The sequence below is a fragment of the Kluyvera genomosp. 2 genome, from assembly GCF_036759865.1.
GTDB lineage: Bacteria > Pseudomonadota > Gammaproteobacteria > Enterobacterales > Enterobacteriaceae > Kluyvera > Kluyvera ascorbata_B.
Genome location: NZ_JAPKIA010000011.1, coordinates 117,305 through 136,696 on the forward strand (window position 1 = coordinate 117,305; position 19,392 = coordinate 136,696).

General features: G+C 44.5%; 14 protein-coding genes. All 14 read right to left on the minus strand.

Annotated elements, in window-relative coordinates:
- Positions 1-2: 2 nt before the first annotated feature.
- On the minus strand, positions 3-1,139 hold the full coding sequence (locus tag V6942_RS13760) for a glycosyltransferase family 1 protein (RefSeq protein WP_333501365.1): 1,137 nt from the start codon (positions 1,137-1,139) through the stop codon (positions 3-5).
- Positions 1,139-2,035 (minus strand): GDP-mannose 4,6-dehydratase, encoded by an 897-nt coding sequence (locus tag V6942_RS13765; protein ID WP_333501366.1) that lies wholly within the window; start codon positions 2,033-2,035, stop codon positions 1,139-1,141. The genes V6942_RS13760 and V6942_RS13765 overlap by 1 nt, the downstream gene beginning before the upstream one ends.
- Positions 2,035-3,069, minus strand: a complete 1,035-nt coding sequence (gmd, locus tag V6942_RS13770; protein WP_106929564.1) for a GDP-mannose 4,6-dehydratase — start codon at positions 3,067-3,069, stop codon at positions 2,035-2,037. Before gmd ends, V6942_RS13765 begins: the two co-directional genes overlap by 1 nt.
- A gap of 136 nt (positions 3,070-3,205) precedes the next feature.
- Positions 3,206-5,695, minus strand: a complete 2,490-nt coding sequence (locus V6942_RS13775; protein ID WP_333501367.1) for a glycosyltransferase family 1 protein — start codon at positions 5,693-5,695, stop codon at positions 3,206-3,208.
- Positions 5,696-5,705: 10 nt separating this feature from the next.
- Positions 5,706-7,643 (minus strand): methyltransferase domain-containing protein, encoded by a 1,938-nt coding sequence (locus tag V6942_RS13780; protein ID WP_333501368.1) that lies wholly within the window; start codon positions 7,641-7,643, stop codon positions 5,706-5,708.
- Between the two features lie 20 nt (positions 7,644-7,663).
- Entirely contained in the window at positions 7,664-9,001 is a 1,338-nt protein-coding gene (locus V6942_RS13785) for an ABC transporter ATP-binding protein (protein WP_333501369.1), read from the minus strand.
- Position 9,002: 1 nt separating this feature from the next.
- Complete coding sequence (locus V6942_RS13790) at positions 9,003-9,788, minus strand: ABC transporter permease (RefSeq protein ID WP_106929556.1); 786 nt, start codon at positions 9,786-9,788, stop codon at positions 9,003-9,005.
- 12 nt (positions 9,789-9,800) lie between these two features.
- On the minus strand, positions 9,801-11,174 hold the full coding sequence (gene cpsG, locus V6942_RS13795; RefSeq protein ID WP_106929554.1) for a phosphomannomutase CpsG: 1,374 nt from the start codon (positions 11,172-11,174) through the stop codon (positions 9,801-9,803).
- A 22-nt stretch (positions 11,175-11,196) separates the two neighbouring features.
- Positions 11,197-12,612, minus strand: a complete 1,416-nt coding sequence (locus tag V6942_RS13800; protein WP_106929552.1) for a mannose-1-phosphate guanylyltransferase/mannose-6-phosphate isomerase — start codon at positions 12,610-12,612, stop codon at positions 11,197-11,199.
- Positions 12,613-12,939: 327 nt separating this feature from the next.
- Complete coding sequence (gene galF / locus V6942_RS13805; RefSeq protein WP_106929550.1) at positions 12,940-13,833, minus strand: UTP--glucose-1-phosphate uridylyltransferase GalF; 894 nt, start codon at positions 13,831-13,833, stop codon at positions 12,940-12,942.
- 133 nt (positions 13,834-13,966) lie between these two features.
- Entirely contained in the window at positions 13,967-15,364 is a 1,398-nt protein-coding gene (gene wcaM, locus V6942_RS13810) for a colanic acid biosynthesis protein WcaM (protein WP_333501370.1), read from the minus strand.
- Between the two features lie 9 nt (positions 15,365-15,373).
- On the minus strand, positions 15,374-16,597 hold the full coding sequence (gene wcaL, locus V6942_RS13815) for a colanic acid biosynthesis glycosyltransferase WcaL (RefSeq protein ID WP_333501371.1): 1,224 nt from the start codon (positions 16,595-16,597) through the stop codon (positions 15,374-15,376).
- Positions 16,594-17,874: a colanic acid biosynthesis pyruvyl transferase WcaK gene (gene wcaK, locus V6942_RS13820; RefSeq protein ID WP_106929544.1), complete on the minus strand. Its 1,281-nt coding sequence runs from the start codon at positions 17,872-17,874 to the stop codon at positions 16,594-16,596. Before wcaK ends, wcaL begins: the two co-directional genes overlap by 4 nt.
- 30 nt (positions 17,875-17,904) lie before the next feature.
- Entirely contained in the window at positions 17,905-19,386 is a 1,482-nt protein-coding gene (locus V6942_RS13825; protein WP_333501372.1) for an MOP flippase family protein, read from the minus strand.
- Positions 19,387-19,392: the final 6 nt, after the last annotated feature.

A 19,392-nucleotide genomic window follows, 5' to 3' on the forward strand; every position in this document is an offset into this window, starting at 1 on the left:
TTTTATCTAACCTGTTTGTATGCTGCAATCGTCTCCGCCGCGCATCTTTCCCATGAGAACTTACCTGCATGTATTTTCCCGAGTTCTACGGCATGCAACTGCCAGACATCGTCATCAAGACTTTTTATAATTAAACTTGTTAATATTTCAACATCCATAGCATCACACATTAATGCGCCCGGCCCTGCAACTTCCGGAAGTGAAGAACTATCTGAACAGACTACCGGTGTGCCAGAGGCCATTGCCTCTAAGACAGGTAGTCCAAAACCCTCATACAGCGATGGAAACAAGAAACTTACAGCTCCGGCATAAAGAGCAGGCAAATCTGAAGAAGCGGTAAAGCCAAGATACCTAAGCCAACCTTCTCGCTCGCCTTTTTCGAAACGAAAATGAAGATTTTCACTTCTCCAACCTTTGAAGCCACTGATCACTAACGGAGTCTGTTGCCTGCGCTTGAGTGGTATTCGCTCATACGCATCAAGCAAAGTAGAAATATTTTTTCTTGGTTCGATCGAACCCATAAATAAAGTATACTGCTTGAACTTCAGGTTAAATTTATTAAGTATGGGCTCAATAGTTTCTTTTTTATATGGCCTAAATTGATCGCTGCAAGCCAACTTTGCTGTAAAGACTTTTTTTTCAGATAAATTAAAAAAATTAATCAGCTCATTTCTTGTAAAATCAGAATCTGAAATTATTACTTCCGCACGTTTTATTGTTTGCAACAATTCTTTTTGCATATAGCGAACACGTTCAGGCGGGTGGCAATGAGGCAAAGTAAAAACAGATAAATCGTGAAAGGTAACCACACAATTATCTACCCTGGGAGGAAGGTAGAAATTCGGCCCATGATAAATAGCATCTTTATGCTTTCTTAAAACATTCGTCTTTAACCACGGTGCCGAAACCCGATATATTTCAGAAGCCAAGCGATTTTTTTTTAGATATTGCTTAATGCCATCTGTGCTGAGACTTGACTCACGCGCAACAGGGAGTTGCGTTGTTAATTTATGCGCACGTAAAAAGCAAAGTTCGGATATATCTTGGCTGCGGGAAAGGCATTTAGCCAACTCGAAAGCATAACGACCAATTCCGGTCAACGGATATTTAATTGCATCGGTTCCAAATATAACTTTCATTAATCACTTTCCAGCATCCAGCGCAAGGTATCTTCAAGCGGAGGGACATTCCAGTCAGGAATAAATGACTGAAGTTTTGTTGTGTCACCACACAGAGTTTTAACTTCATTATGACGAACAAAAGCTTGATTAACACGAATATCTATATGCTGACCAGTAATCTTCTCACATAGCTCGATCACTTTTCGTAAAGAGTAAGTGCGGCCAGAACAAATATTAATAATTTCACCATAAGGTCTAGCTGCTAATAGTCTCACATAGGCCTGGCTAAGAGCTCGAACATCAGTAAAATCTCGCCAAACGTCAATATTTCCCAACTCTATAGTTGGTGATTTATTTTTAAAATGCTTAACAATTTTTGGCAACAGAAAATTATCAGCCTGCCCTACTCCGGTATAATTAAATGGCCGAGTAATAAATATAGGTAAACGGTCCATCCATAAACGAGACATATACTCCATGCCGAGTTTACTTACTGCATAGTCATTTGCAGGGTTTGCCGGTGTGTTCTCATTCAACCGCCCCCCAAGGCTATTACCATAAATATTGGCACTACTAGAGAGGAGAATACCATCTAATTCAGAATGACTAGTACACAATGCTTGCAGCAGATTTCGCGTGCCTAATAAATTTATATTATAAAATCCATCTGCATCTCCATGCCCAACATAGGCTATTGCCGCCAGGTGAATAACTACATTTGGTTTTATTTGTTTAATAACATTTGTTAGCCCAGAAATATCAGTTAAATCAACCTGGAAATAATCTGGCTGGTTAGAAGGCGTAGAGCCAAGACCGAATACCCGATATCCGGCAGCGGATAATTCCGCTGCCACATAGCGGCCGGTAAATCCATTGAGTCCTGTGACCAGGGCATGTTTTCCGGCGGTAAACATCAGTACGTCGATCCTTGCTGGTTACGGCGTAAGTCAGCATCAACCATCATTTGACATAATTGTTCCAGTGAAGTTTGAGGTTCCCAACCAAGAATTTCTTTCGCTTTAGCGGGATTGCCAATCAACAAATCGACTTCAGCAGGTCGGAAAAATTTAGGATTTACGCGGACTAAGGTCTTTCCTGTAGCAACATCAATCCCAATCTCCTGTTCATCCTTACCTTCAAATCGTAAAGTGTAACCAGCAGCTTTAAAAGCCATACTAACGAAGTCACGGACCGTTTCCGTGCGATTAGTAGCCAGTACAAAAGTATCTGGTTTTTCAGCCTGAAGAATACGCCACATCCCTTCCACATATTCTTTTGCGTATCCCCAATCACGTTTGGCATCCATATTGCCCAGCTCAAGAACATCCAACATTCCAAGTTTAATTTTGGCTACCGAATCAGTGATCTTACGAGTAACAAATTCCTGGCCTCGTAATGGGGATTCATGATTAAAGAGAATACCGCTAGATGCAAAAATATCGTAACTTTCTCGATAGTTTACTGTCATCCAGTGCGCATATAATTTTGCCACCCCGTAAGGGCTTCGTGGATAAAACGGAGTATCTTCTTTCTGAGGCACTGCTTGGACTAAGCCAAACATCTCTGAAGTCGACGCCTGATAGTAGCGAGCCTTAGGATTAACAATACGAATAGCCTCCAGTAGATTAACTGGGCCAATTCCTGTGATTTCTGCAGTGGTGATCGGCTGATCAAAGGAAACACCTACGAAACTCTGTGCGGCTAGGTTATATACTTCAGAAGCGGCAGTAGTTTGAAGTAGACGAATGCTTGCTGAAAGATCAGTTAAGTCATATTCAACGAGGGATAAATTAGGGTCATTTTTGATACCTAACTCCTCAATTCGCCAAAAATTAACAGAACTCGTACGACGATAAGTTCCATATACTTTATAACCTTTGCTTAATAGTAACTCAGCCAGGTACGCCCCATCTTGTCCAGTGATACCAGTAATAATTGCAGACTTCATTATATTGACCTTTAATTAAAACAAATTAGACTTTAGCAAGCAGAGATTATATCAACCTTTATGTTGCTTTTCCAGATTAGCGACATAATACCATGAATGAATCATGTCGATACACGAGAGTGCTAGCATTGTTAGCTTAGCTTATTAATGGCAATTTACTCAGAAGTTGCTCGACACTCTGACGCCAAGTCAACCATTTAACATCAATTGATTTAGGATGCTTATCACATTGGTACAGTGAATACCATTCAATAATCGCCTGACTAATATCATTAGGATTTTCACCCTTGAAATAATATGCATGCGAACCGACTACTTCTCTAAAAACAGGAATGTCCCTGATGATAAGAGGTATATTCTTTTGAGCAGCTTCGATCAATGGAAGGCCAAAACCTTCACCTTTTGATGCAAAAATCAACGCGCATGATTTAGTATAAATTAATTCAAGATATTCATCACTTATATCTTGAAGCCAGAATAAATGTTTGTTGTACTCAGAACTGGTATTAATTTTTGATACTAGATCCTCAACATTCCACCCTTGTTTGCCGATGATACATAATTGGAATTGATGGCCATCAGCCCAAAGTTTATTGAATGCTGCAAGCGTCTGTTCATGCCCTTTTCTTGGCTCTAATGTACCTACCATTAGGAACGTAGGTAATTCTTCCATTTTTTTTATAAACATGGTTGCAGAATCTGGGAGACCACTTGATGGCATGCTACCATCAATGTCTGCACCTAAGTGGAAGCTAGAAACTTTAATAAATGGGTTAATATATTTTTGCTGGTTTTGGAGCCAATTTCGAGTTTCATTGGCAACACTTTCGGATATGCAGATAAGTTGATCACCATGAGCAGCAATACCTTCCAACCATGAGGGGAATGCAAGCCTTATACTTTCAGCACACCATTCAGGATGAAGAATAGGTAAAATATCGTAAACAATAAAATTGACATTCACACCTACTTTTCTTATTTCATCAATTTCAGGAAGAATAGCAGGGAACAAATGGGCAGTAAGATCGGCAACTAGCAGAATATCATCTTTCGTAAATAATACTGCTTTATCCTCAGTTTCATTAACACCGAAGCTTCTGGCTTTATATTTATTCGCATAGCGGTAACATTCACCTATAGTGTAGTACACAGGATGAATGTTGTAACCTTCAATTTGCATTGCCATTAGTTGACTAAGGATACTGCGTGAAACGCGTTGAATTCCTGTTTTAGCATCATGGTGAACCAATACAGATATATCAACCAACAATTTACGTTTGTGCATCCTATAGTTATTTCGCACAAGCGACCATGCAAATTTCAAATAATCCTGTTTGGATACACCAGATGATATTTCAAGTGAATTAATAAAATCATCAAAGATAAAACCTTTGCTTGACGAAGTTTTATTATTAACAAGTTTTGCCATCGTATCAATAGCACGCGTTGCCGATAAATCCCAAGAAAATTTAATAACTTGAGTTTCAGCATTTGCTTTAAGTTGTTCATAGAAATTGCTATCAGTCAGAGCCTTAGCAATCTTATTTGACATATCCTCAGGATTTGTAGGATCAAACATTGCCTGATCCCACCCCATTACCTCAGGCAAACTTGTTGTATTTGAGCTCAATGTTGCTGCACCACACTTCATTGCCTCTAATGGTGGCAAGCCGAATCCTTCATGAAGAGATGGGAAAACAAAAAGAGTACATAGATTATATATTGCAATAAGTTCATCATCACTTAGGTAACCGGTAAAAATTAATGATGATTCGACTACTCCGTTATCCTTTGCTAAATCGATGATCTGTTGCTTCTCAGCAGAATTTACGTTATAAGCCAAAACAAGTTGGTAATTATTTCGCAAAGTCTCCGGTAATTTACTGTAAGCAATTACCATCGTCTCGATATTCTTTCTAGGTTCCATCATAGCGAGAGCAAGAATAAATTTCTTCGGCAATTGAAGTTTGTTTATCAAACCTGAGAAATATTCATCTGTCGAAGCTATTTTTCTGAATGAATCGCTGGCAGCAGACGATATATTTGTTACTTTCTCAGCTGGAATTCCAGTATGAATAATTGCTTCTTGTCGAGACGACTCAGATATGGCAAGTAGCCCATCTGAACCCGCTAGCTCCGCTAATTTATTCATATAAAACTGTTCAAAAACTGGATCGCACAAATATCGTTCTTTGTTAAGAAGTGGAATTAGATCGTAACAAATTACAAATGTCTTCCAGTCAGTACTTTTAGATATATTTACTGTAAAATTATCTGTAAAACCTTCAAAGAAACTACTTACCAGAACAATATCTGGGGAAATATTCTCGATTGCCAGCTCACGACACTGCTGAGTTAATTTTGAACGATAGAGATTATTTTTATCACGATTTGCGGTCGGGCTAACTCCTGAAAAAATATAACACTCATGCTCAGGAAGAATGTCACATAGCTTAGACTTGACTTCGTTGATATTATTAATTGGATATAGTCCATTAATAAGAACACTGATGCGGTGCTCTCCTCTATTAAGGATTATCGCACGAGTAAGTTCTAATGTATAACGACCGATACCCCGGCTTTTACTTTCTGACTGTAATCCCTGGACATCAATTAGAATATGCAAAATAGTATCCTCAATTATTTTTTTTAATCATTTTATGAATTTTTGCAACTTCCTCAGGTACCAACTCAGAACTGTTTAATTGAGCATTAATTTTGCTATCTAACCAAACGTCTGAATCTTCGGTATTTATTAAAACTGGAAACATTCGACGATATATTTTGAAAGCTAAGTTGTACGTCCCAGTTTTATACAGTATTTTACGGGTGAAATTTTTTAAATTGTGGTTAGCCTGAAATACTTTAGCAACTTTAAGTAACAATCGCTTAACCAAATGTTTAATTCTTTTTTTTAACCCGTGCTGTCTTAATAATTTTAATTGTGTACTAATATAACGGAATGGTTTTATTATTTTCAGCTTAGAGATATTAATAAGTGCAGAATTTAGGCGTTGTAAAGATGAATATTGCTCTTTAACGTTTAGTAATTCTTGTCGCAATGCTGCAATTTGCCTAAAACTCTCCTCAGAAGTTGCTGATAAGTGGTCGACTCGTTCACTATTAATGAGACCTAAATTTTGCATATCGATGGCAAGTTGTTCCTGGGCTACAACCCATAATTCTGCACCCGTTATGCTTGCTGAAAAGTTTGGTAAAGTATGCCTTATTTCAAATAATTCAGCTACCAAAGCAAAATTCCAGTCTTCCACTGGTTTACGCCATAATTCCCCCAACCAATTTTGATATAACGGAGGAAGCGTGAATGGGTTTATATAGCCTTTACGCCAAATAACCTTTTTATCAGTGTGATTCTGAATGATTTCATTAATAAAAACAAAGAAAGAAAGAATGGGATCATATGCCCAGCCACAATCTTTTTTCTTTTCTGAAATAGAACCATAATCAATCAATCGATAACAATCATTACTACTATCATAAATAATATTCCAAGTACGGATATCATCATGATATAGGCCTTCATTTTCTAATATAACAAGCTCCGCTAATATATCTTTTAAAACTTTCTCAATATTAACATTATGTTTTTCAGCCAAAAGTTCACATAATAGTGAACCCTGAATACGCTCCATAGCCAACCAGCCATCATGCCTATTTATTTTACTTTCTATAAGCTGCGGAGCCTTAAACGCGGCAGGTGGTTTGCTAAGAAATTCCGCTTCATGCATAATCTCAGTTCGATTTCTTTTACTTTGGAAGGTTTCAACACCTCCTCTAGTTGGGAAAGTACATTTTTTACAGACAAATGAATCACCAAAATAGTAACGTCTGGTACCCTCATGTGGCACACTATCACTCATATTATGTGGTGCTTTGCGCCATGAATTAAATGTTCCTACAAAGTTATCCAGAACTACTCGCTTGTTACTGATGACGTACATTGGCCTGTTTATCATTGAAAGATGAGTTTCAAATTCGCCAATTAAACGATAAAAGGAACAGTAATCAATAAGGTCAGCCGGATTTTCAGGTAATGAGTTTCCCCAGTAAAGCGGCTCTTCACGTAAAGCCAGCTCCATAATAATAATTTCTGTGCAATCGCCCAAATGTTTGAGCCATTGCTTCACCTGTTCAAGTCCATGTTCATGAACAATATGATGGAAAACACTTAAACCTATTACGAGATCGTAGTCATTTACATTCGATGTTTTAATAATATCTTCAATGCGTCCAACTTCAAAAGTACATTTATACGTTGGATTTTCTGCAGCCAAAGCTTGGCAGACCTTAATATTAGCGGGCAAGAAATCCACACCACGGACGGTTGCCCCTAACGCGGCAAGACTTAAACTAAAAAAGCCTTGAGCACAGCCTAAGTCGAGAACTCGCAATGGTCTCCCGAGCACTTTTTCTAGTTTGCAGTATTGTTCAGTAATTAAACCTAAACGAACGTTGCAGTCTCGTGAAGATGCATCTGCCCATTTATTATGACCATAAATAGTCTGGTAAATTTCTGGCAGTTGTGAAACTAGATACTCTAAATCGGTATTCATAACCTAATTACATCTCCGGCTTAATTACAACAAGAAAAAGAAGATTTTAGGTCGACAACACCCCAGAACTCCATCTTCTTGTTGATATGCAAAATAATCGAATCATAACGACGGTCTAGAGGAACCATTTCCCCCCGGGGATCTCCGGCAGAAACCCCAAATGACAGCATATAATCTCCGCTGTTTAAATTGAGAGGGAAACTGAACTTAAATATTTTTACGTCACCGCGTTGTACTGAGCAGCTTTCACGACCTGATGATGCAAGAAATGAATTCGTTCCATATAGAAATAATCCATCAAGTGTCTTAATCAAAATACCCGGTACAACATTATCAAATGACTCATCAAAAATAACTTTTATAATGAAATCAGTATGCTGATTACTTTCAATACTAGTGGGGTAATATTTATTGTTTACTCGGATTATATAGTCGATAATTCTAGCCCCGCCCTGACCCCAGCGGTATTCCTCCGGGCGATATCCGATGCGCGTATGGTATAGATCCGCTACCCCAGCAGGATCAAATTCATTAAAATCTGATTCAGTCTTTTGTGATTCAGCCTTTTGCGATTCAGCCTTTTGTGATTCAATCCTCGGTGATTCAGATAAATCAAGATTTGAATCATCAGACTTTCCAAATAATTCATCCATATAGCGATTTGTCACGTCTCGAGATGAACCATCTAGTTCAATATGCCCGTTTTTCAGGAAGATACCCCTATCACAGTGTCGAACAATATCACTTGCACTGTGAGAAACAAGCAGAAGCGTGGTACCTGCCTTTTTGAACTCAGCTATCCTCGCAAAACATTTAGCCTGAAATCGAGAATCACCTACCGATAATGCTTCATCAACGATTAAAATATCAGGTCTGGATGCAGTAGCAACTGCAAACGCAAGACGCATTTGCATGCCGCTGGAATACACACGTACAGGCTGGTCGATGTAATGTCCAATATCAGCAAATGCCTCAATCTCGGGCATAAGTTGCGTAACTTGGTATCGAGTCAATCCCATCATAAGGCCAGACATATACACATTTTGACGGCCAGTAAAATCCGGGTGAAAACCCATGCCAAGTTCTAATAATGCCGCAACGCGCCCAACGGTAGTTATTGATCCTTCAGTCGGTTGCGTAGTCCCTGTCAACAGTTTTAAAAGCGTGCTTTTTCCCGCGCCATTGACCCCAACAATCCCCACTGACTCACCGGGATTAATCGTGAACGAAATATCTTTAAGAACCCACTTTTTTGAGTGTAGTACCCGATTCCCCGGGCCTAGCTTCTCAACTAATCGCTTCCATTTGGAATTATAGTATTTATATGCTTTCCCGACATTACTTACAATTATACTCATGTCAAATCTCGTCAACAATATCAGCCGAATGTTTTCTAAAAATCTTCCATGCAAATATAAAAATTAACGCAGAGACAACTCCAACAGGAAGTATTTTTAGCCAATCAGGTTGTTGCTGAAAAAGAAGAATTTGTTGATAGGCTTCGATTAGAACAGCCATTGGGTTCAGGATTAATAATTTCCTTGCCCAATCTGGTATGATATTACTTACATAAACAATAGGAGTAAACCAAAACCAGAATTGTGTTAGTATAATAATAAACTGCCCAATATCACGAACAAAGACATTCATCACCCCCAATAACATGCCTAAACCTACAGTGAAAATCATCTGTATAAATAGGACAGGGATGATTGATAGTATCACCCAGCCGGGAAAACTACCTGTAGCAACCAAGAAAATAAGAAATAAAGAGAATATAATTAGAAAATTTAGAAATGCAGATGCTGAAACAATAATAGGCAAACATATTTTTGGAAAATTTATTTTCTTTAAAATATTCGAATTATTGATGAATACATTAACTAAATTTGTTAAAGTTTCGGAAAAAAGTCCCCATGTCAAAACTCCTGAGCAAAGGTATATGCTATATGCATACTGCCCTCCTCCTCCTGAAAATTTTGCCCTCATCAATTCTGAAAATATAAGTGTATATACCGATATCATTGCAATTGGTTGTAAAACTAACCATGCAGCACCTAAAAAACTGGTTTGATAGCGAGATTGAAAATCCCTTTTTATGCTATCAATAATAAAGCCGCGATATCGATAGATTGCGGAAAACATTGATGTCACAGATCACTCGCTCAATAATGTTAGTATTTCATTAGTTTTGGTTTGCATCAATTGTGCATCCGCTTTCGATTCTACATTAAGCCTAACCACTGGCTCTGTGTTTGACGTTCGGACATTAAAACGCCAATCATTGTATTCAATGCTTACGCCATCAGTAGTATCAACAACGATGGAATTTGGTTCATATTTCTGTCGGATAAGATCAATAACACGATCTGCGTTTTCGAGTTTGCGATTGATCTCACCAGATGCAGGAAATGCCTGCATGCGTGAAGATACTAAATCTGACAAAGACTGATTCATGACACACAACATTTCAGCAACTAGTAACCATGGAATCATGCCACTGTCGCAATACGCAAAATCGCGGAAGTAATGATGAGCACTCATTTCACCTCCATAAATTGCATCCTCTTTGCGCATGCGTTCTTTAATAAATGCGTGACCAGTTTTCGACATTACAGGAATACCACCAGCCTTCTTAACAATATCAATTGTATTCCATGTTAGACGTGGGTCATGAATTATCTTAGCCCCGGGTTCTTTTTTTAAGAAAGCTTCTCCTAATAAACCAACAATATAGTAACCTTCAATAAATTGGCCTTCACCGTCAAACAGGAAGCAACGATCGAAATCACCATCAAATGCAATACCAAAATCAGCATTATTATCTTTCACTGCATCAGAGGTATCCTGTCGACATTCAGGTAAGAGAGGGTTAGGTATTCCATTAGGGAAAGTACCATCGGGCTGATGGTGGACCTTAATAAAGGTTACGGGAATCCTGGCATCATTGAAGCGTTTTTCAATTGCATCAATAACATGACCTGCTGCTCCGTTTCCGGAATTGACCACTAGTTTCATTGGGCGAGTGAAATTTGCAAAATCAATGTAACCCATTAAGTGATCAACATATGCATCCAGAATTGAGATGTGCTTATAGCTGCCACGCTGATGAGGTATCACTTCAGAGAAATTATTAGCCTCAGCGAGACGCTGTACATCGCGCAGGCCAGTATCTCCACTGATTGGTTTTGCGTTTTCACGAACAAGTTTCATTCCATTGTAATCCATTGGATTATGGCTTGCAGTGACCTCAATACCACCATCGATGCCCAGATGGAAGGTTGCAAAATATATCTCCTCAGTACCACTTAAGCCGATATCAATTACATCCGTACCCGCATCCATCAGGCCGTTCGCCAGTGCGGTTTTAAGACTTTCGCTGGTTAAACGCACATCGCCACCAACAACAATAGTTTTTGGCTTTAAAAATTCACCGTATGCACGACCAATACGATATGCAATATCTTCATTTAATTCTTCACCTAATTTTCCACGGATGTCATAGGCTTTAAAACAAGTTAATGTAGACATAAACCTCAATTACCTTAAAATATTAGCAACGACCATATTGGTCTTTAATACGAATAATGTCATCATCGCCCAAATAAGAACCAGACTGAATTTCGAGTAATTCTAATGGTATTTTGCCTGGATTCTCGAGACGATGGTGTGCCCCAATAGGAATAAAGGTGGACTGGTTTTCAGTTAACAAGAATTTTTGGTCTTTAATTGTAACTTCACCGGTCCCGGATAATACGACCCAGTGTTCGGTACGATGGTGGTGCATTTGCATCGAAAAAGCCGCACCGGGTTTGACCGTAATTCGGTTTACATTAAAACGCTCGGTCTGAACAACGACATCGCACCGTCCCCATGGGCGATAAATTTCACGGTGGCGTTTATATTCACTACGGCAATTCGCTTTTAAATACTCAACAACTTTTTTAACATCCTGAACCTGATTTTTATCTACAACTAACACTGCATCTTTTGTATTTATGATAACCAGATTATCTACACCTACAGCTGCAACGAGTTTTTCATCAGTATTGATGTAGCAGTTATTCGCATTATGAAGATATGTGTCACCTGTAAGTACATTTCCCTTACTATCCTTAGGACTCACTTCCCAAAGTGCGGACCAGGAACCAACATCACTCCATTCAGCATCCAAACCGACAACAACTGCATCGGTCGTTTTTTCCATTACGGCGTAATCGATCGAATCATCAGGGCACGCAATAAAAAGCTCTTTATCAATTTTGATAAACTCATCGCCATCCTTTCCTTTCTTAATTGCCGCTTTGCAAGCATTAAGAATGTCAGGGCGGAACTTCTCTAGTTCTTCGAGATAGCGTTTGGCGCGGAACATAAACATACCACTGTTCCAATAATATTCCCCTGAGGCAACGTATTCTTCAGCGGTTTCTTTATTGGGTTTTTCAACAAAACGACTAACCTGGTACGCTACATCATTATTAATGACTTCTTGCTGGCCACGCTGGATGTATCCATAACCGGTTTCAGCGCCAGTCGGTACAATACCAAACGTCACTAGTTGTCCACGATTAGCGAATGTTAATGCTGATTCAACCGCCTGATGAAACGCTGCTTTATTATTAATGATGTGATCGGCAGCTAAAACCAGGAGTATTGGATCCTCATTTGTCGTAATTGCATTCAACGCGGCTAATGCGATTGCCGGTGCTGTATTTCTACCCACAGGTTCTAAGATGATATTCTGCGATAACTTATTGAGTTGTCGTAACTGCTCTGCCACCAGAAAACGGTGTTCTTCGTTACAGATAACCACAGGTTCCAGGGCATCAACATCGTCCAGGCGGAGTACCGTTTCCTGAAGCATTGATTGTTTTCCGTACAAGCGCAGAAACTGCTTCGGGTACAGCTCTCGTGACATCGGCCACAAACGACTACCGGTACCACCGGCCATAATCACTGGAAGTAACATTTTAATTCCTTAATATTTCACAGCTATCTGAACTGCAGCTCACGAGAAATGGGCACGCTACCGCCCCTGGCTCAACAGCTACCAGAACACTAGAATTTTTGAAATGTATTGTAACTCTGACGATTTTATCACTAAGCTAAAATACGTCGTTGATTGTCATCTGATTTTGTATGAAATGTCGTCAACTTACGTCATTAAATGACAAACTAACATGATTTGCTTGTTACTAATTAAAAACGGCAGTTACATCCCTTGCTAATTAGAATCTGGCTACGAATGTCCACCACCGTTATTTTTATTCGCAGCTAATTTTACCTTCGAGGCATCTTATTTCACGAGTAAAGCCTCAATCGACTTCCTGAACTTCGCCCCTTCCTTCAAATTCCGCAGCCCATACTGCACAAACGCCTGCATATACCCCATCTTCTTGCCGCAGTCGTAGCTCTCGCCCGTCATCAGCATGGCATCAACAGACTGTTTCTTCGCCAGCTCGGCGATAGCGTCCGTCAGTTGAATACGGCCCCACGCCCCCGGAACGGTCTTCGCCAGCTCCGGCCAGATATCGGCAGACAGCACATAGCGGCCCACGGCCATCAGATCGGAGTCCAGCTCCTGCGGCTGATCGGGTTTTTCAATAAAATCAACGATACGGCTAACTTTACCCTCTGACTCCAGCGGATCTTTCGTTTTGATCACAGAATACTCAGAGAGATCGCCCGGCATGCGTTTTGCCAGCACCTGGCTACGCCCGGTCTCGTTAAAACGCGCGACCATCGCGGCGAGGTTATAGCGAAGCGGATCTGCGCTCGCGCTATCCAGCACGATATCCGGCAGCACAACCACAAACGGATTGTCCCCGACAATCGGGTGCGCACAAAGGATAGAGTGGCCCAGGCCCAGCGGCTGTGCCTGACGAACGTTCATAATAGTCACGCCAGGAGGACAGATAGACTGAACTTCAGCCAGCAGCTGGCGCTTAACGCGCTGCTCGAGCAGGGCTTCCAGTTCATACGAGGTGTCGAAGTGGTTTTCCACCGAGTTTTTCGATGCATGTGTGACCAGAACGATTTCTTTGATCCCTGCAGCAACCACTTCGTCGACGATGTACTGTATCATCGGTTTATCGACAATCGGCAGCATCTCTTTAGGGATGGCCTTCGTGGCGGGTAGCATATTCATACCCAATCCCGCTACCGGAATGACTGCTTTCAAATTAACCATTATCTTGTCCACCTATATTCGGTTGATGAATTATAGCGATTAAACATGTTTAATCCACTCTGTTTTGTCATAGTACTGATTTGGGTAGGGAAGATCCCTGGATGTAATCTGAGAATTCAGTGGATTAAGGCGTTCAACGGCGCGGCAGTGCGAAATTCAGCCGCTCGGTGTTGACAACATGCTGGTCGATAAGGTCTATATCCGCCGACGGCTGCCCCTTCTCGTTAACGGCATTGATGTGGGCCAGTGACAGCAGCGTATCCTGCTTCGCCATAAATTTCCCTCGCACATCCTGACGTAAGTCAAAGTTGAGCCTCAGCGCCGGCCCGCGCTTTGAGTCCTGCATCACATTGATATTACGCAGGAAAATATGCTGAGGTTTGTTGTGAATCTCCAGCGACGCGCGTTTCATGGTCAGATTGGTGAGAGAGACGAACGAGGGGTTATTGCCTGAAGAGATTTGTATGCCCCGCAGGTTGTTAGCCAGCAGACTGTTGTCCAGCTGTATATTATTCAAGCGGAAGTTTTGTGGTATCGACAAATAGTTACCTTTGATAACACCATAGCCAATTAGCATTCCCGCGCTATTAACCATATCAACACCATCAATAACGAAATTATCACATCCATAGATCGCCACCGTGGCGTTATCTATTCCCGCCTGCTTACTGAAGTCTGGCGTAATATTGCTGGCCTTCACGTTGCGAATAATAAAATGCTTACCGTTTTCGACGTGTATCAGCTGGCGACAGTGGCTGCCGGTGATGTTGGCGACGACAAAGTTCTTCACCGCCTGCTCTTCCGGATAGCCGTTGTCGTAGGTGCTGCCAGCAAGACCAATGCCAATACCCCAGTTCACCTTGCCGTTGGTACAGTCGATATGGTCAATCACGTGATCGGAAATGAGGATATTGCGGTCGTTGATCGCCACATTCCACTCAATGGCATCGCCCTGTAAGTAGCTAAAGCGGCAATGGGTGATGTTCACATCCAGCCACTGGTTATGGTAGCCCTGGCGCAGGATGCCGTAATTAGCCCGCGTGATGGTCAGGCGGGTGAGCGTCAGGTTGCGCAGCATGTTTTTCTCTTTGCCGCCAATAAAAATCTGCGCTACCGGCCCATAGCCGCTCATCGTAAGCCCGGCAACGGTGCAATCGCCGCCGCGGATATCCAGCGTGATGTTATAAAGACTCGCCTCGCCGCTGCCGATCACCTGGCAGCCTTTTTGCAGGATAAAGCGCCCTCGCCCATTGCCCTTCAGCGCGCCGGCAATGGCCAGCGTCTTCCCCGGCGGCAAAGTTATCGCCGTATTAATGTTATCGCAGACAACCTCTGAAGGAACGCTGACGATATCGGCGGCGCTGAAAGCCGCGTTAAACGCGCGGATCCAGTCACCGTCATGCACAAAGTCGCGAATATCCGCCGTAGTGCGCTTCTCAGCCGCCCGGGCGCTCTTCCCCGAGAGCACCGGCAGCGCTGCGGCAAGCGTTGCGCCTGCGGTCAAAAAATAACGTCGGGTTAAGGTATGCATCGCCCCTCCTCAACAAAGCGTATGCAGCAGGCTGGCAAGCTGCCGGTTGATAACCTGCTGGTTAAATTCAGTTTCCACTTTAGCCCGCGCGCGCGTCAGCACCGGCTGAAGGCTATGGGTATCCATATGCCCTAACGCCTGCAGTTTATCGGCCAGCGCCTGCGCATCATTCTCCGCCACCAGCCAGCCGGAATTGCCGGAATCAATCAGCTCCGGGATACCGCTGTGTTCAGTCGACAACACCGGGATGCCCACCGCCATTGCCTCCATCAGCGCCACCGGAATACCCTCCATGTCGCCGTCAGCACCGGTCACCGAAGGCAGCAGAAAGACATCCGCGGCATCCAGCATCGCTTTAACCTCATGGCTTGGCTTGAACCCGGGCATCTCAACCCGGTCTTCCAGCTGGTACTGCTCGATTAAAGTGCGCAGACGCCGCTCCCACGGCCCGATGCCCAGAATGCAGTAGCGAAAATTCACGCCGCGCGCTTTAAGCTGGCGGCAGGCTTCAATCGCCACGTGCAGCCCCTTTTTCTCGGTTAAGCGGGCGACAGAGATAATCTGCAGGCGCTCATCCGGTGCTTTCAGCGGCCTTAGCGAAAAGCGATCCATATTGACGCCCATCCGCGAAACGCTGATTTTCTCCTCCGGGCAGCCCATCGCCCGCAGGCGCTCCGCCCACAGCTGGCTGATGGGCAGCATCATGTCGCCGCGGCGAAACAGCTGCTGATACTCGCCGGCGTAATGGTTTAAAACCTCACGGCTCGAAATATCAATGCCGTGAAACACGGTAGCGATCTTGCCGCGAATGACGCCCAGTTCACGTAGCTTCGCCGCCGTGACGCCCGCAGGACCAAAATGTGCGATAAACACATCAGCGATATACGGCTGCGGCGTGCGGCTACATATAGAAGAAAGAATCAGATTGCGCGCTTCCTGCCCATACCGACGCACATTTAACGCCCGCCATACGGCAGGGCGATGCAGCCCTCGCAGAGTGCCGCACGCCCGGTAACACAGTTTCTCGCGCGCCGTCGGCGGCTCATCCTGTAGCCAGCGGACTTTGTCCGCCAGCCGATACTGGGTGTAGGCAGCATGCGTATTATTCAGGTCGCCTTTTTGCAAGGCGACGATCTCCACCTCATAGCCCATCTCAATAAAAGCCACGATCTGGTTTAAGACAAACGTCTCTGACGAGAGGGGGAATTTCAGCAGGAAGAAGCTGACTTTCATCGGCCCTCCCGGATACGGTTGAGCACGGACTCAATCATCGCAAAGCCTTTCTGCCGCTCGCCTTCCACCGCCGCAGTAACTTTCTCGCCCAGCGCCGGAAGCTGGTTCAGCATGTCAGCCACCACGCCCTGCATGGATCCATCCAGCAGATGACGAATATCAATAGCCATCTCCGGCATGCCTAGCTGCTGCATAATCCCGGCGGATTTGTGCTCGTAGTTAATCGCAATCGCCGGCGTGCCAAAGTTCATCGAAATAATCGCCGAATGCAGACGGGTACCGATGGTCAGTTCGCAGGAAGCCAGGATCTTGCCGATTTCCACATCGTTCAGTTCATCCATCGCAATATGGAAGTGCTCACGGTTGTTCACGTACTGCGCCATACGCAATGCAACCATGCGATCATCGCGGTTGTAGCGGTCGATACTGGTACAGGTCGAGAGCGCCAGCACCTGATAGCCATCGGCGATTATCCGGTTTACCACCTCGGCGAACGCTTTCTCATAGGCCTGTTGGGTGGTGCCCAGACGCTTATCAAATGGCTCAAGTTCGCGCAGGGTAATCGCCACGGTTTTACGCTGAGCGGTCAGGTTCAGCCAGTGCTGCACCGCATAGTCTGGCGTAAAGCTGTCATTGCGATGTTCCACCAGCCAGGCGGTGTCTACGCCCTGCTCCACTTTGCGGGTATCAATCTGTGCTTTAGCCATCAGCTCCCGGCTTACCGTCTCACGCAGGATCAGCGCATTGGTGCGGCCAAAAACATAGTTCGCCAGTTGGTTAAAGTCCGGATTCTGGAAAGGGCCGACGCTGTGGCCAATCATATAGATGGGTTTGTTTGCCATAAACGCGCACAGCGGGTACTCAAAGTGGGTCAGCCCGTAGAGGTCGACATAGTTCGACCCGCCCACCTGGATAATGGCGTCATAGTTGTCAAGGAAACGCACAAACTCATGGAACTCCGGGGCAATCTCAAAATTGCGCAGCTTACCTTCACCTGTCACCTTCGCCAGCAGGATCTTGTGCTGGAAACGACGGCGCAGCACCTTCTTCACCCGTCCGCTCATGCCCCCCACCGCCTGCTGCTTCTGGCTCAGCTGATACAGCGGGTCAGCGATAATCTCACGCCCTTGCAGCCAGGAGGAACTGATCGGGAAACGGCTCATCACGTCCATCTCCACGTCCGGTTGCTGGCGAAGTATGGCGTCAAGCAGGCCACGCATAATGGCGCTATCGCCACGGTTGCCGCAGGTGTGGTTTCCCAAAATAAGTAATTTCATCATGGCCTCATCAAAAGGGGTTCAAGCAAATCAATCAGGAACGCGTAATAACGTTTTCAGTTTTCCGCTCCGACAGAGCGGTCTTTTAAGTTCAAGCAACAAGCTGTCACGCGACAGCATGATGACCAGCACGAAGCTCGCCACGCCCGCCAGCACCTGTAAGGCCAGCAGCGCCGAAAGCGAAACGCTGCCCTCAAGCCCCCGGCCCACCGCATAGCTGGTTATCAGCGTTGGCAAAGAGAGGCGGAACGGTAGCCACAGGCTCAGCAGGTAATCCCGGTATCCCGGCCCCAGCACCGGTTTAATCATCACGAAGTAGCTGAGGATGGTATTGATGATTTGTACCAGCAGGAAGCCGAGCGTCACCCCCATGGCGCCGCCAAGCTGGCCGCCGATAATCACCGCGGGAATAAACAGGAAGGTTTTGAAGATGTTGAATTTAAAGCTGATGTCTACCCGCGCTTTTGCCATCAACAGCGAACCAATAGGATTCCCCACCGAGCGCAGCAGCCCCACTATGCACAGCAGTTGAAGGATGGGCACGATGTGCGCCCATTTCTCACCAAACACCAGCGGCACAAAGTTATTGCTGACCACCATCAGCCCCAGCAGCGCCGGGAAGTTGATAATCCCCACCACCGACAGCAGCTTGTAGAAGTTCACCCGCAGCTTATCGGTATCGTCCTGAATCTTGGCAAATGCCGGGAACAGCACGCGGGTGATGATCGGATTGAGCTTCATCGGCGGCACCACCGCCACGTTGTACGCCAGGTTATAGCCCCCCGCGACGCTGGCGCCGAGAATACGCGCCAGGGTCAACGTCGAAAGGTTAGTGTTGACGTAGTTGATGATGCTGTCAGCCGTCAGCCACGCGCCAAAACGCAGGTTCGGCATCACCGAGGCCAGCGAAAAATGCAGGCCCGGGCGGTAGATTTTGCGGCCAAAATAGCCAAACAGCAGTGTACGTACGGCGCTGTTCACCAGGTAACCCAGGATCGCCGTCATCGCCAGCGGCCAGAAACAGGCGCTAACGACCGTAAAGGTAAAGCCAGACAGCACCGCCGCCGTCTCAATGGAGCCAATTTTGTTGAACTCCAGCTCTTTTTGCATCAACGCGCGGAACTGCTGCCCGTGGGGGATCACCACAAACGCCAGCGACAGCGTCTTAATCAACGGTGCCAGGTCCGGGTTATGCAGCAGGCGGGCGATGGTATCGCTTAACAGAAATACCGCCACAAACACAACAATCCCCAGCCCCACGTTCAGCCAGTAGAGCGTCGTCAACTCAAGCTGACTGATTTCCTTGCGCTGAATAATCGAGTTGGCAATGCCAAAATCCGACAGCGTGTCCGCCAGTGCGATAATCACCAGCGACACGGTCAGCAGGCCAAACTGGTGGCCATCGAACAAGCGTGCCAGCACGGTCATCTGCGCCAGCCCCAGGCCAATAATCACCACCGTCGCCATCGCCGACCACTTCGCGCCGTTGAGGGTTTTCTGTCTCAGGCTCATGTCACG